Consider the following 14,145-nt stretch of genomic DNA (forward strand, 5'->3'; position numbering starts at 1 on the left):
GCGGTGAAAGACGGAGTCGCCGTGCCCGCTGCGGCAGCGACCGACCCCGCCACCGCTGCGGCACCCGCAGCCGCAGCACCGGCAGCCGCAGCTCCCCCGGCCGCCGCTGCGGCACCCGCACCGGCCGCCCCGGTCGAACCGGCCCTTCCGCCGGCTCCCGGCACCCCCGTCGCACCCGCGCCGGCACCAGCCGCCGGAGTGGCCGCCGCATCGGTGGCCGCCCCGGCCGCGGCACCCGCAGCCCCGGTGACCGCACCCGCTGTAGCCCCGGTCGAGCCCCTCGCTCCCGTCGAGCCCGGACTCACCGACCCCGCCGAGGCCGAGGTCCACGTCGGCACCGACGCCGCCTACGCCGGAAAGGAGGCCGACCGCGCCCAGCTGCGCCGCCCGCTGCGCAACATCTCCGAGGTCCGCCACTTCTTCCGTACGAACCAGACGCCGATCTACTTCATCGGCGCCACCCCGTTCAACCTCCTCGGTCTCGACCGCTGGGTCCGCAACTTCTCCTACATCACGTACTACGACGGCTGGGACGGGGGACACCCGCGCGTGTTCTCGCCCCGCTACAAGCCGTTCGTCGAGTTCGAATCAGGGGAGGCGATCAACAACTGGCTCCTGCTCAACGCCGAGGTCCGCGCGCACATGACCCGCAACGTCCCCCACGGCGAGCGCCCGAAGGTCGCCATGGTCTTCTTCGACGAGGAGACCGAACGGATCTGCAGGGAGCTCGGCTACGACCTCATCCTCCCCTCGGCGAAGCTGCGCAACCAGCTGGATTCGAAGATCGAGACGACGAAGCTCGGCAACGAAGCCGGTGCCTACTCGGTGCCCAACGTCCTCACGACGGCCGACACGTACGAGGAGCTGACGAAGGCGTCGACGGAGGCCGGTCTCGGCACCGACCTCGTCGTGCAGACCCCCTACGGCGACTCGGGCAAGACGACGTTCTTCATCGCCTCCGAGGAGGAATGGGACAAGCACCGGGACGACATCATCGGCGAGCAGCTCAAGGTGATGAAGCGGATCAACAACACGCCTGTGGCGGTCGAGGCCGTGATCACGAGCAGCGGCGTCGTCGTCGGCCCGTTCCTCACCGAACTTGCCGGATTCCCCGAGCTCACCCCCTACAAGGGCGGCTGGTGCGGCAACGAGATGACGCCCGATGTCCTCACCGCCGACCAGCGCGGACGGGCCCGCGAGCTCGTCCGCCGGATGGGCGAAGGCCTGCGCAAGCGCGGCTACCGCGGATTCTTCGAGGTCGACGTCCTCGTCGATCTCGACACCAACGACGTCTACCTCGGCGAGCTCAACCCCCGGATCTCCGGAGCCTCGGCGATCACCAACGTCACCGCGGGAGCCTACGCCGACGTTCCGCTCTTCCTCTTCCACCTCCTCGAGTACCTCGACGTCGAGTTCGACCTCGACGTCGACGAGATAAACGAACGGTGGGAGGAGCTCTCCGGAGCCGACGAGTGGAGCCAGATGGTCATCAAGGAGACCGCGCCGATCACCGAGTACATCACGCACTCGCCGCTGACCGGACAGTACTTCCTCGACCAGTACGGGACGCTGACGTACAAGCGGGCAGCACTCGACTGGCATCCTCTGCAGAACGGCAGCGAGGTCTTCTTCCTCCGCATCTACGGAGCCGGCGAGTACCGGTGGAAGGGCGCCGACCTCGGTGTCCTCGTGACGAAGAACCCGCTCCAGGTCGATGCCGACGGCAAGAAGTCCCTGAGCATCCGTGCCAAGCACTTCATCGACTCGATCCGTGCGATGTACGCCGGAGTTCCCGTTGCCGCGGAGGATCCCGCGCCGACGATCGGCGGACCGGGGGCGAAGGGCGACTGATAGTCTCGTCCTCAACCCCTGCACAGATCGAGAGGTGAAGTGTGACCGAAGCGTCTTCGGATCCGACCCTGCCCGACCCTGCCCTCGCGGCGGAAGGGTCGGCTCCTGCCGGTCCCTCCGCCGAGGCGGTCGTCGCCCCGACCGACCCCGCTGAGTCGCTCGCCCCCCACGCCGAGCCGACCCCGGTCGACTCCGGTGAGGGCGTCGACAAGGACAACTGGCAGGACGCCGAGCATGTGCGCTGGTCGTTCCAGCACGTCGACGAGGTGCTGCCGACGACGCCGATCTCCCGCGGAGACGGCCCGGTCGCGCAGTTCCCCGTCGACCTCCGGGATCTCGGCGGGATCGAGATCCCGGAGACGGAATACTCTGCGGCCCGCAGCGTCCGCAGCGTCATCGAGTCCAGCGACACGGACGCGTGGATGGTCCTCCACCAGGGAACCGTGCTCACCGAGGAGTACTTCGGCGCGATGCGGCCGGAGACCGAGCATCTCCTCATGTCGGTGAGCAAGTCGCTGGTGGGCACGGTCGCCGGGGTCCTCGTCGGCGCCGGGGAGATCGAGACGAGCCGACTCGTCACCGACTACGTCCCCGAGCTCGCAGAGTCCGGGTATGCAGGAGCGACGGTGCGCGACATCCTCGACATGCGCTCGGGCATCCGGTTCTCCGAGAACTACCTCGACCCGGAGTCCGAGGTCCGGCAGATCGAGCGGGCCATCGGCTGGTCGGAGGAGGAGCCCTCCCCCGAGGCGGTGGGCATGTACGCCTACCTGCGCACGCTTGAGCAGAAGGCCCCGCACGGCGGACCGTTCGAGTACCGCTCGTGCGAGACCGACGTGCTCGGCTGGGTGTGCGAGAAGGTCGCCGGTGAGAGCATGCAGACGCTCATGTCGCGGGTGCTGTGGTCGCGCATCGGTGCCGAACGCGACGCCCTCATCGCCACCGACCAGTTCGGCGTCGGAATGTTCGACGGCGGCATCAATGCCACCCTGCGCGATCTCGCACGCTTCGGCTACCTCTACTCGAATCGCGGCGTCTCGCTCACCGGCGAACAGGTCGTCCCCACCTCGTGGATCGGCGACACGCTCACCGGCAGCGAGGACACGAGGCAGGCATTCGCCGACAGCCCCGGCGACAACCGGATGCCCGGCGGGATGTACCGCAACCAGTTCTGGTTCCCGTACCCGGACTCGCACGCCTTCCTCGCGCTCGGCATCCACGGGCAGATGATCTACATCAACCCCGGAGCCTCCTTCGTCGGCGTCAAGCTCTCCAGCTGGGGGCTGCCGCAGGACGCGCGGAAGCTCTTCCCGACGATCCGGGCCTTCGACGCCCTCGCGAAGACCGTGGCCCGCCCCGACGTCGACGCTCCCGCCGCGCGGTGAGGTCAGCCGCAGCCCTCGTGCCCCGGGGGCTGCGGACCACCCATCCGCCGCGGCGGGCCCGGCCGCCCGGCGGCAGGGATTCCTGCCGGACAATTGCGACCCCGAAGTCACATCGACGTCATCGAAGGTTACCGACGGGTCATCCCGGCGCTTCCCGCGCAGATTCGCGCCCCGGCTGAATGTAGCCTTGGAAAGTGCTCCGACCCAGGAGCTGCAGCGTTCCCCAGCTGCGCCAGTGAGCCGCGGCGCCTCCGCCGAGGTTCGCCTCACGCACGACCGAAGGCACACAGGTGATCCCCCATCCCCCGACGCACTCCTCCCCCGAGCCCGGCCCCTTCGACGCGATCCTCGGTGAGCGGATCGACGATCTCGCCGAGTTCTCGGCCGGGCTGACCGCTGGGACGCTGTCGGAGGAGACCGTCCGCACGCTGTTCGACCTCACCGCCGGTCATATCAGCCTCGCCCGCACCGTCGTCAGCGGCGCCCAGCGCGCACGGGTCGCGCTCGACGCCGTCGCCGCCGATGACTACAGCACCCTGCTCGCCCCGTTCTCCCTCGATGCGGACTCCCTCGACTGGGAGTCCCCCGCCGTGCGCCTCTTCCTCCTCGTCGCGCAGGTCGAGACCATCGAGGCGCCCCTCATCGCGCTCGCCCATCGCGCGATCCCCCGCATCGGCGAGGCACCCGACGACGCCGTCCCAAGCGCCGACGAGCTCACCTCCCAACTCGTCTTCACCGGTGTGCTCAGCCTCTGCCCGAAGCACGCGGGCAGCTATGTCATGCCGGGCCTCATCCGTGCCGTGGCCCGCAGGATCGGTCCGAATCCCCCGGAGGGGCGGATCTCGCCGAGGCAGGCGCTCGGACTCGAGCTCGAGGAGTCCCACCGCTCCCTCCTCGACGTCGGCACGGTGCGTCCCGATGCGCTGCTCGCCCTCATCGGCGATCTCGGGGCGTGGTCTCTGCTCACCGAGGTGTGGTCGGAGCGGGGCTTCAACGTCTTCTACCCGGAGTTCGTCGCCGCCGTCCACACGATCCTCTCCGTCCCCGCCTCCGTCGTCCGCGGGTCGCTCGTCCTCGCCGAAGCGCAGAGCGCGGCCCGAGAGATCGCGAACATCAGCAACCGCACCGGATCGACCGACCCGCGTGAGGTCCTTCCGCTCGTCACCTTCGACCGCCTCGACGTCCCCACTCTCGAGCAGGAGAGGGCGCGCCTCGACGACGGTGACTTCACCGCCGACGAGGTGGCGGTGATGACCCTGCGGACCATGCGCGACCGCCGGCAGCACGGCGATCTCGACGGCGCAGTGGCCGCCGCCGAGGCGGGCATGGAGCTCATCTTCGCCCGGCAGTCCGGCTCGGGCTCGCTCTCGCGCCTCTACGATGCCCGCCTCCTCATGGAGCGCGGCCTCGATCTCGCTCGCACCGGGGACGTCCGCCGAGGCCTGCACCTCGTCGAACGCGCCGTCGTCATCGCCGAATCGATCCTCCCCTTCGAGCCCTTCCCTCTGCTCCCGTCACTCGCGGTGGCAGCCGTCGGCTACATCGCTGCGGGTTTCGGCCCGAAGAGCGAGCAGGTGCTCTCCCGCTACGACGAGCTGCGGGCCCGCTTCGAATTCCACACCCTGCAGACGGACTACATCGCCAACACCCCGCGCCTGCACCGAGCCCTCGACCAGCTCGACCTCGTCGCCTCCGCCGCGGCGATCGCGCTCGCGCGCACCCTCTCCCCCGCCCATCGCGGATCCGGCGTCTTCCGCTACGGCGAGGCCCTGCACGCGATGTACTCGGGCAATGCGGAGCTCTATCTCAAGGAGCACGAGCTGGCCCCGGAGTCCCCGATGGCCGGTCATGAACCGCAGGTGATGGGGTCGACGTTCTCGTTGACGACGATGCTCTCCGTGGCGACTGGAGCGCTGCGGGAGGCGCAGGCGCTCGCGTCGAAGGCGTCCCGACTCGACCGGGAACACGGTCTCTCCCGCGCCCGTGTCGCCTTCGCCCTCGGCCAGCACGACGTCGTCGACTCCTTCACCTCCCAGGTGCTCATCACCGGCACCGACCCGCGGGAGAAGGGCGCGGCCCTGGCACTGCGTGCCGCGGCCCTCGTCCGCCGCGGCCGCGAGGCGGCGGCACTGGCCGACGTGCGCAACGCCCTCGACTACTGTGTCGTCTCCGGTTCGGTCCTGCCCTTCGCGCTGCTGCCGAGCGACCTCCGGTCGTACTTCGTCGAGATGACCGTCGACTTCCCGCAGTGGGAGTGGATCGCGGACACGTTCGCGATGTCCCCGGTCACCGGAGCCCAGCTGCGGGCGCGTCTCCTCGATCTGCCGGTGACGATGTCGGAGGCCAGGGTGGAGAACCGTCTGCTCGACTCCCATGAGCTCGATCTGCTCTACCGGCTCGAGAAGGCCACGCCGCTCGCGCGAATCGCCGCCGATCTCTCCCTCGCCGAGGGCACGGTGAAGAACCGTCTCTCCGCGATCTACCGCAAGCTCGGGGTCCGCAACCGCCGGGACGCCGTCGAGTACGGGTACCGCAACGGCTACTTCTCGTAGAGGATCAGCTCACGGACTGGGCGCGCGCGGCATCGCGGGCGGCGGCGAGCATCCCCTCACGGGTGGCGATCTTCACCCTCTCGCGACCCCGAACCTCGCCAGCGGCCTTCTCGGCAGCCTCGACCCGGTGGTACCCCTCCCAATCCACGAAATCCACACCCTTGGACTCGAGGAGGTCGACGATCGCCGACTCCTCGGGAAACACCGGTTCCGCAAGAACACCAGCACCACGATCGGCGATGAGATGCCCAATCGTCTCCAGAGCATCACCCTTCGTATGCCCGATCAGGCCGACCGGACCACGCTTGATCCAGCCGGTCGCATACACACCCGCCACCACATCAGCAGACGGGGCTTCGGCCTGATCCAAGGTGTCGACGACACGCCCCTCATGGTTGGGGATGACACCCTGGCGCGGATCGAAGGGCAGCTGCGGCAGTGCTGAGCCGGCATAGCCGACGGCGCGGTAGACCGCCTGCACCGGCCAGTCCACGAACTCGCCCGTCCCCCGGACGTTGCCCGTCCCGTCGAGCTCCTGACGCTCGGTGCGCAGACCTTCGACCTGCCCATCGCCGAGGATCTCGGTCGGGGCATGGAGGAAATGCAGATGCAGACGCCTGCTCGCACCGGTCGGTTCACGCAGCGTGAAATCGGTCAGCGTCTTCGCGACCTGCTTGACCTGATTCGATGACTCGATCGCCTCCATCGACCCCTCATCGAACTCGAAGTCCTCCGGGTAGACGATGATGTCGACATCCGGCACAAGCCCGAGCTCCCGCAGCTCGAGCGGGGTGAACTTCGCCTGTGCCGGACCCCTGCGGCCGAACACATGGACATCAGTGACCTTCGACGCTTTCAGTCCCTCATACACATGGTCGGGGATCTCCGTGACATGCATATCGTCAGCTTGCTTCGCCAGCACCCTGGCCACGTCCAGGGCCACATTCCCGTTTCCGATCACCGCGACGGACTCGGCCTCGAGCGGCCAGGACTGGGAGACATCCGGGTGCGAGTCGTACCAGTTGACGAAGTCCGCCGCCCCGAACGAGCCCTCGAGGTCGACGCCGGGAATGTTCAGCGGCGCATCTGTGATGCACCCGGTGGAGAAGATCACCGCATCGTACCGGTCGGTGAGTTCGTCCAAGGTGATGTCGGTGCCGTAGTCGACGTTCGAGAACAGGCGGATGTCTCCCCGGTCGAGGACTTTGATCAGGGCGTTGATGATGCCCTTGATCCTGGGGTGATCCGGAGCCACTCCGTAGCGGACCAGACCGAACGGGGTGGGGAGTCGCTCGAAGAGATCGATGCTGACCTCGAAATCACGCTCGGCCTTCGTCAACAGATCAGCCGCATAGATCCCAGCGGGACCGGCACCGACAATAGCCACACGGAAAGGACGGGTCATGGTTCTCCTCAGTCGTTGTCGGGCACATCGACTGTGTGCCCGGTCAGGGTCGGGGTCGTGAGGGAGTTGCCCTCACTCCTCGGTGTTCTGCGGCGGCAAGGCCGCGATGATGGGGTGGTCGAAGGTGCTCACGCCGAAGCCGGCGGCACCTCCCGGAGAGCCGATCGTCTCGAAGAACTCGACGTTGGCGGTGTAGTAGGACTCCCACTGCTCGGGCACGTCGTCTTCGTAGTAGATCGCCTCGACAGGGCACACGGGTTCGCATGCCCCGCAGTCGACGCATTCGTCGGGATGGATGTAGAGGCTGCGTTCGCCTTCGTAGATGCAGTCGACGGGGCATTCCTCGATGCAGGCCCGATCCTTCACGTCGACGCAGGGCTGGGCGATGATGTAGGTCATGGGGTCCTCGTCAGGGCTGGTCGGTGGGTCTGGTCGAAGGCACCGGCGGCGTACGGGCTGAGCCGGACGACGTCGCCGACGATGACGACGGCCGGTGAGCGCACACCCCGGTGTGCGGCCTGGAAGGCGATCGTGTTCAGCGTCCCGACCGTCACCCGCTGGTTCTCGCCGTAGCCGTCCTCGATGATCGCGACGGGGCAGTCGCCGCCGCGGTCGCCGCGGGCGAGCACCATCGCCGAGTGGGTGAGCGTCCCGATGCCCATGAGGATGACGACGGTGTGGTCGCGTCCCCCGCCGAGGTCGCTCAGCTGGTCGTGACCGGTGACGACGGTGTACGTCGTAGCCAGGCTGCGGTGGGTGAGCGGGATCCCGGCCACCGCGGGCACCGAGTTCGCGCTCGTCACGCCGGGGACCACCTGGGCGACGATCCCCGCCTCCCGGAGGTGGGCGAGCTCCTCACCCCCGCGGCCGAAGACGAACGGGTCCCCGCCCTTGAGGCGCACGACCCGGCGGCCGGCGCGGGCCTGTTCGACGAGGATCTCGTTGATCCGCTGCTGCGGCACCGGGTGGTGTCCGGGGGTCTTGCCGACGTCGATGATCTCCGCGTCCAGCGGCTCTCCCCGTTCGGCGGCGAGTTCGTCGAGGACGGTGCGGGCGCCGAGGCGGTCGGCGACGATGACGTCGGCGGTCTCGAGCGCGCGCAGTCCCCGAACCGTGAGCAGGTCGAGCGTCCCGGGTCCCGCTCCGACGAGGAGGACGCTGCCGGGGGCGAAGCGGTCGATGCTCATCCTTCGTCCTCCTCGACGGGGGTGTGGATGCCGGCGGCCACGGTCGCTCCGGTCTGCTCGTCGATGACGATGAATCCTCCGGCACGGCCGTGGGTGCGGAAGTCGGGCAGGGTGAGCGCCGCGGACAGCCGCACCTCGGCCACGCCGATGTCGTTGCCGGCGAGCACCTCGGCGGGTTCCGATGCGTTCGTGAGCAGGTTCCGACGGGATTCGATGCCGATGATGCCCTTGACGGTCGTCGTCCCGGCCTTGACGAGCACTCGGTCGCCGGTGCGGAGGCCTGCGGCGGTGAAGGGGAAGACCTCGGCGCGCAGGGTCTTGCGCACAGGCGGCAGGCTGCCGGCGGCGGCGAGCACGCTGCCGCGGGCGGTGTCGATGTCGTCGGCCAGCCGCAGCGCCACCGAGAGCGGGGCTCCGGCGGATTCGAGCGGGCCGTCGGCGGTGTCGATGCCGGTCACTCTCGTGCGCATCCCGGCCGGGTGGACGTCGATCTCGTCGCCGACGCGGACCCGTCCCGACGTGATCTGCCCGGTCACGGCCCGGTAGTCGCGGAAGTCCTCGGGATCGAGTCCCGGGGCGAGTCCGCCCTGCGGGCGGAGCACGGACTGGACGTCGAGGCGGAAGGGCTCGAGGTCGGCTTGGTCCTCCTCGATGCTCGGCAGGGTCTCGAGGAGTTCGAGCAGGGAGGGACCCTGGTACCACGGGGTGTTCGCCGAGGCGGCAGCGACGTTGTCCCCGGCGAGCGCGGAGACGGGGATGAGGTGGGGTGCCTCGAGGCCGATCTCCTCGGTGATCGCACCGACCTCACGGGCCACCTCGGCGAAGGCGGCCTCATCGTAGTCGAGGAGGTCGATCTTGTTGATCGCGACGATGACGTGGCGGATGCCGAGGCGGTGGACGACGGTGAGGTGGCGGCGGGTCTGCTCGGTCGCGCCGTTGCGGGCGTCGATGAGGACGACGACGGCGTCGGCGGTCGTCGCGCCGGTGACCATGTTCCGGGTGTACTGGACGTGTCCGGGGCAGTCGGCGAGGATGAACGAGCGGCGGTCGGTGGCGAAGTACCGGTAGGCGACGTCGATCGTGATGCCCTGTTCGCGTTCGGCCCGGAGGCCGTCGGTGAGGAGGGCGAAGTCGAACTCGCCGCCGACGAAGCCGCGTTCGGCGCTCGTCGCGGTCACGGCCGCAAGCTGGTCGGCGAGGATCGCCTTCGCATCGTGGAGGAGGCGTCCGACGAGGGTCGATTTGCCGTCGTCGACGGAGCCGGCGGTGGCGAACCGCAGCAGCGTCTTCGTGGTCGTGGGGGCAACAGTCGTCATCAGAAGTATCCGTCCTTCTTCCGGTCCTCCATGGCGGCGGCGGAGATCCTGTCGTCGGCGCGGGTGGCGCCGCGTTCGGTCACGGTGGTCACCGCCACCTCGGCGACGACGGAGGCGATGTCGGCGGCGGTCGATTCGACCGCTCCGGTGCAGCTCATGTCCCCGACCGTGCGGTAGCGCACGGACCGGGTGACGACGTCCTCGCCGGGTCGCGGCTGGGAGAACTCCCCGGTCGCCCACCACATGCCGTCGCGGGAGAAGACCTCCCGGTCGTGGGCGAAGTAGAGCGGTGGGAGTTCGATGCCTTCGCGGGCGATGTAGGTCCACACGTCGAGTTCGGTGAAGTTCGAGATCGGGAACACGCGCACGTGCTCACCGCTGACGTGGCGGCCGTTGTAGAGGTTCCACAGCTCGGGGCGCTGGTTGCTCGGGTCCCACTGGCCGAATTCGTCGCGCAGGGAGATGATGCGCTCCTTCGCCCGCGCCTTGTCCTCGTCGCGGCGGGCCCCGCCGAAGACGGCGTCGTACCCTCCGGCGGCGATGGCGTCGATGAGCGGCTGCGTCTGCAGGGTGTTGCGGGTGCCGTCGGCGCGTTCGCGCAGCCGCCCGTCGTCGATGTAGTCCTGGACCTTGGCCACCGTGAGGTTCAGCCCGTAGCGCTCTGCCGTGCGGTCGCGGTAGTTCAGGATCTCCGGGAAGTTGTGTCCGGTGTCGACGTGGAGGAGCCCGAAGGGGATCTTCGCCGGCCAGAACGCCTTGGCCGCGAGGTGGAGGACGGTCACGGAGTCCTTGCCGCCGGAGAAGAGGAGGACCGGCTTCTCGAATTCGGCGGCGACCTCGCGGATGATGTGGATGGCCTCGGATTCGAGGACGTCGAGGGTCGTCGGTGTGGTGGTGTCGATGCTCATACGTGCAGCCCGCATTCTGTCTTGGAGAAACCTGCCCAGCGCCCGGACCGGGGATCCTCTCCGGGGGCGACCCTGCGTGTGCAGGGCTGGCACCCGATCGACGGGTAGCCCTGGTTGAGGAGGGGGTTGACCGGGACCCCGAAGGCGCCGGCGTAGTCGAGGAGGTCGTCGAAGGACCACGCGGCCACGGGGTTGACCTTGATGAGGCCGTTCTTCTCGTCGAAGGTCACCAACGGGGTGTTCGCCCGTGTCGGCGCCTCGTCGCGGCGGACCCCGGTGAACCAGAGTTCGTAGCCGGACAGCGACTTCTTCAGGGGCGCGACCTTCCGGCGGGCGCAGCAGAGGCTCGGGTCGCGGGCGAAGAGCTCGGCACCGAATTCGGCGTCCTGCTCGGCCACGGTCTGTTCGGGGAGGACGTCGACGATGCGCACGTCCATCGTCCGGGCGACCTCGTTGCGGGTCTCGTACGTCTCCGGGAAGTGGTAGCCGGTGTCGAGGAAGAGCACGTCGACGCCGGGCAGGTACTGCGCGACGTAGTGCGGCAGCGCCGCATCGGCCATCGAGCAGGCCACGGCGGCGGCGCGGACGTCGACGTGCTTCGAGACCCAGCGGATGACGTCGGCCGGACTCGCCTCGGGCACCCCGTTCTCGGGGTCACCGGCGAGCTCGCGGGCTCCCGCCTCGGCGAGGGCGCGCAGCTCCTCGAGGGAGCGCTTGGCAGGCGGCGTCGGCTGGGCCTCGGTGGTCGCAGTCGGCTGGGTGCCGGCGGTCTGGGTGTCAGTGGGCTGGGTGTCAGTGGGCTGGGTCTTCGTCATACGAGCTCCTCATCGTCGACTCGGTGTGCCCACTCGGAGAACGTCTCGGTCTCGGACCGGCCGGCGAGGAAGCGGCGCACGAGGGTCTCGACGTAGTCGCTGAGATCGTCCGCGGTGACCTTGAGGCCGCGCACGGTGCGGCCGAGGCCGGCCTCATCGCGGTCGCTCGAGGCCAGTCCCCCGCCGACGTGGACCTGGAACCCGGGCTTCTGCTCCCCGTCGTCGGTGGTCACCAACTGGCCCTTGAGTCCGATGTCGGCAGTCTGGATGCGCGCGCACGAGTTCGGGCAGCCGTTGAGGTGGAGGCTGATCGGGTGCGGCAGGTCGATCTCGGCCAGGCGCGCTTCGAGGGTCGCGATGGTGTCCGCGGCGGTCTGCTTCGTCTCGACGATCGCGAGTTTGCAGAATTCGATGCCCGTGCATGCGATGGTCGACCGGCGGAAGAGGTCCTTGCGGCTCGAGAGGCCGACCGCGTCGAGGTCGGCGACGACCGCGTCGATGTCCTCCTCCGGGATGTCGAGGAAGAGGATCTTCTGGTGCGGGGTCGTCCGCAGCCGGGTCGAGCCGTACTTCTCGGCGATGTCGACCATCTGTCCGAGCAGGGTTCCCGAGGCGCGGCCGGCGATGAGGCTGACCCCGATGTAGTACTTCCCATCGGCCTGGCGATGGACGCCGACATGGTCCCCTTCGGTCAGCGGCTTCGCGGGGGCCGGGCCGTCGGCGAGGCGGTAGCCGAGGTACTCGGTCTCGAGGATCTCGCGGAACTTCTCCGGACCCCATTCGGCCATGAGGAACTTCAGGCGGGCCTTGTTGCGCAGGCGGCGGTAGCCGTAGTCGCGGAAGATCTCTGTCACGCCCAGCCAGGTCTCGACGACCTGGTCGGGGGCGACCCAGGCGCCGAGGCGTTCGGCGAAGCGGGGAACGGTCGACAGTGCCCCGCCGACCCAGAGGTCGTAGCCGATGCCGTGCTCAGGATGCTCGACGGCGACGAACGAGCAGTCGTTGATCTCGTGGACGACGTCCTGGCTGGGGTGCCCGGTGATCGCGGTCTTGTACTTCCGCGGCAGATTCGCCAGGCTCTCATCCCCGATGTAGCGGCGGGAGATCTCCTCGATCGCCGGGGTCGGGTCGATGAGTTCATCGGCGGCGATGCCGGCGACCGGTGAGCCGAGGATGACGCGGGGGACGTCACCGCAGGCCTCGGTTGTCTGGAGCCCGACGGCTTCGAGTCGTCGCCAGATCTCGGGGACGTCCTCGATCGCGATCCAGTGGAGCTGGATGTTCTGCCGGTCAGTGAGGTCGGCAGTGCCGCGGGCGAAGTCGTTGGAGATGTCGGCGATCGTGCGCAGCTGCTCGGTCGTGAGCCTGCCGCCGTCAATGCGCACGCGGAGCATGAAGTACTCGTCCTCGAGCTCGTGCGGCTCGAGGGTGGCGGTCCGCCCGCCGTCGATGCCCGGCTTGCGCTGGGTGTAGAGGCCCCACCAACGGAAGCGGCCGTGGAGGTCATCGGGGTCGATCGACGCGAACCCGGACTTCGCGTAGACCTCTTCGATCCGTGCACGGACGTTGAGGCCGTTGTCCTCGGCTTTGAACACCTCGTTGCCGTTGAGCGGTTCGCGGCCGTCGATCTTCCACTGCCCGTTGGACTTCTTCGGTCGCGTCGCGGCCCTGTCTGCGCGGCCTGCGGCGCGCTGCTCCACGTCTGTGGACATTGCCATCTCCCCATGCTGGTGCGATTGCTAGGTCAGCCACGCTACACACCGACAGGATTGCTCAACAAATTAGGCTCGCATAAGCTCGTCATTGTTCGACATATGACGCTGTGCGACGCCGCATGACGGATCGCAGGGACGGGGTTGACGTCGATTCAGAGGACTGCGACCATACGGTCGCGCACGATGTCGACGAGCTGTCTTGGGGCTGGTGACGACGGGTGGAGGAGCGGTGCGGAGAGGCGACCGCCGACTGTTGCGAGCAGTCGGGCCGCGAGGTCGTCGAAGTAGCCGGGCGCGAGGAGGTAGTTGGCGGCGACGAGCCGACGGCCGAGGTGACTCTTCTGCTCAACAATGTCGCGGAGGTTGTCGCGGTCTCCGGCGAGGAAGGTCGTGTGCACAGGACGCGCGAGGGTCTCGGCGAGGAGGTTTCCGACGGCGCGGGACGCGTCGTTGGCGCGTTCGTCGCTCGATCCGGCCGCGACGAGAATGACCTCGTCGCCGTCGTCGAGGGCCGGCAGATTCGCCGCGAGGAGTTCGGCGAGGCGAGGGTCCGGACCGAGGGTCCCGGCGACGCGGATGTCGCGGACAGGCCGGCCGGGAACCGAGCCCATTCCGTCCGGGGCGGGACCGCCGGCGCCTGCGACCGCCTCGGCGAGGTCGACGTGGACATGGTAGCCCGGTGAGAGGAGGAGGGGGACGAGGACGGTGGTGCGATCCGCGGGCAGGGTCGCGAGCACCTCGGCGACGTCGGGGGCCTGGACGTCGACGTGGCCGAGGGCGAGGGTGTCGGTGATCCCGCGCTCGCGCAGGTCGGCGGCGACCGCCTCGGCGAGGGCCAAGATGACGGCCTGACCGTCGGGAGAGGACGTGCCGTGGGAGATGAGACCGAGGACAGGCTGCATCGCCTCATCGTGCCAAGACCGCGCAGGCGCGGTCAACGCGACGTCATCGTTCCTGTGCCAGGACGGCAACAGCCGTCGCGGATCGCGCACACGATTCCGTCCTCCGTGG

The 14,145-nt window shown here is 68.8% G+C and carries 11 protein-coding genes; 3 read left to right on the forward strand and 8 right to left on the reverse strand.

Features of this window, described 5'->3' with window-relative positions; all coding sequences use genetic code 11:
• Positions 1-3 precede the first annotated feature (3 nt).
• The 3 genes from AACX88_RS12040 (at position 4) to AACX88_RS12050 (ending at position 5,788) form a co-directional block, all read left to right on the forward strand.
• Entirely contained in the window at positions 4-1,851 is a 1,848-nt protein-coding gene (locus tag AACX88_RS12040; RefSeq protein WP_223290041.1) for a biotin carboxylase, read from the forward strand.
• Positions 1,852-1,892: 41 nt separating this feature from the next.
• Positions 1,893-3,236: a serine hydrolase domain-containing protein gene (locus tag AACX88_RS12045; protein WP_176472504.1), complete on the forward strand. Its 1,344-nt coding sequence runs from the start codon at positions 1,893-1,895 to the stop codon at positions 3,234-3,236.
• A 290-nt stretch (positions 3,237-3,526) separates the two neighbouring features.
• Positions 3,527-5,788, forward strand: a complete 2,262-nt coding sequence (locus AACX88_RS12050; protein ID WP_255249015.1) for a response regulator transcription factor — start codon at positions 3,527-3,529, stop codon at positions 5,786-5,788.
• 4 nt (positions 5,789-5,792) lie between these two features.
• Here the strand turns inward: AACX88_RS12050 and AACX88_RS12055 are convergent, their stop codons facing one another.
• The 8 genes from AACX88_RS12055 to AACX88_RS12090 form a co-directional block, all read right to left on the reverse strand.
• On the reverse strand, positions 5,793-7,193 hold the full coding sequence (locus tag AACX88_RS12055; protein WP_095376721.1) for an FAD-dependent oxidoreductase: 1,401 nt from the start codon (positions 7,191-7,193) through the stop codon (positions 5,793-5,795).
• A 72-nt stretch (positions 7,194-7,265) separates the two neighbouring features.
• A complete protein-coding gene (gene fdxA, locus AACX88_RS12060) occupies positions 7,266-7,592 on the reverse strand; it encodes a ferredoxin (RefSeq protein WP_063249194.1) in 327 nt (108 codons plus the stop codon).
• Complete coding sequence (cobA, locus tag AACX88_RS12065) at positions 7,589-8,380, reverse strand: uroporphyrinogen-III C-methyltransferase (protein ID WP_095376722.1); 792 nt, start codon at positions 8,378-8,380, stop codon at positions 7,589-7,591. The genes fdxA and cobA overlap by 4 nt, the downstream gene beginning before the upstream one ends.
• The gene (locus tag AACX88_RS12070) at positions 8,377-9,696 is read right to left on the reverse strand and encodes a sulfate adenylyltransferase subunit 1 (protein ID WP_063249196.1); all 1,320 of its coding nucleotides are present in this window, start codon (positions 9,694-9,696) and stop codon (positions 8,377-8,379) included. The genes cobA and AACX88_RS12070 overlap by 4 nt, the downstream gene beginning before the upstream one ends.
• A complete protein-coding gene (gene cysD / locus AACX88_RS12075; RefSeq protein ID WP_009379100.1) occupies positions 9,696-10,604 on the reverse strand; it encodes a sulfate adenylyltransferase subunit CysD in 909 nt (302 codons plus the stop codon). Before cysD ends, AACX88_RS12070 begins: the two co-directional genes overlap by 1 nt.
• A complete protein-coding gene (locus tag AACX88_RS12080; RefSeq protein ID WP_240941067.1) occupies positions 10,601-11,419 on the reverse strand; it encodes a phosphoadenylyl-sulfate reductase in 819 nt (272 codons plus the stop codon). The genes cysD and AACX88_RS12080 overlap by 4 nt, the downstream gene beginning before the upstream one ends.
• Complete coding sequence (locus tag AACX88_RS12085) at positions 11,416-13,131, reverse strand: nitrite/sulfite reductase (protein WP_131248322.1); 1,716 nt, start codon at positions 13,129-13,131, stop codon at positions 11,416-11,418. The genes AACX88_RS12080 and AACX88_RS12085 overlap by 4 nt, the downstream gene beginning before the upstream one ends.
• Positions 13,132-13,286: 155 nt before the next feature.
• Complete coding sequence (locus AACX88_RS12090) at positions 13,287-14,036, reverse strand: CbiX/SirB N-terminal domain-containing protein (protein ID WP_131248323.1); 750 nt, start codon at positions 14,034-14,036, stop codon at positions 13,287-13,289.
• Positions 14,037-14,145 lie beyond the last annotated feature (109 nt).

The sequence above is a fragment of the Brevibacterium metallidurans genome, from assembly GCF_037101285.1.
Classification (GTDB): Bacteria; Actinomycetota; Actinomycetes; order Actinomycetales; family Brevibacteriaceae; genus Brevibacterium; species Brevibacterium metallidurans.

Excerpts from the sequence above, each read along its gene's own strand:
- cobA (WP_095376722.1), bottom strand. The coding sequence starts at position 8,380 with ATGAGCATCGACCGCTTCGCCCCCGGCAGCGTCCTCCTCGTCGGAGCG.
- AACX88_RS12070 (WP_063249196.1), bottom strand. The coding sequence starts at position 9,696 with ATGACGACTGTTGCCCCCACGACCACGAAGACGCTGCTGCGGTTCGCC.
- fdxA (WP_063249194.1), bottom strand. The coding sequence starts at position 7,592 with ATGACCTACATCATCGCCCAGCCCTGCGTCGACGTGAAGGATCGGGCC.
- cysD (WP_009379100.1), bottom strand. The coding sequence starts at position 10,604 with ATGAGCATCGACACCACCACACCGACGACCCTCGACGTCCTCGAATCC.
- AACX88_RS12080 (WP_240941067.1), bottom strand. The coding sequence starts at position 11,419 with ATGACGAAGACCCAGCCCACTGACACCCAGCCCACTGACACCCAGACC.
- AACX88_RS12090 (WP_131248323.1), bottom strand. The coding sequence starts at position 14,036 with ATGCAGCCTGTCCTCGGTCTCATCTCCCACGGCACGTCCTCTCCCGAC.
- AACX88_RS12085 (WP_131248322.1), bottom strand. The coding sequence starts at position 13,131 with ATGTCCACAGACGTGGAGCAGCGCGCCGCAGGCCGCGCAGACAGGGCC.
- AACX88_RS12055 (WP_095376721.1), bottom strand. The coding sequence starts at position 7,193 with ATGACCCGTCCTTTCCGTGTGGCTATTGTCGGTGCCGGTCCCGCTGGG.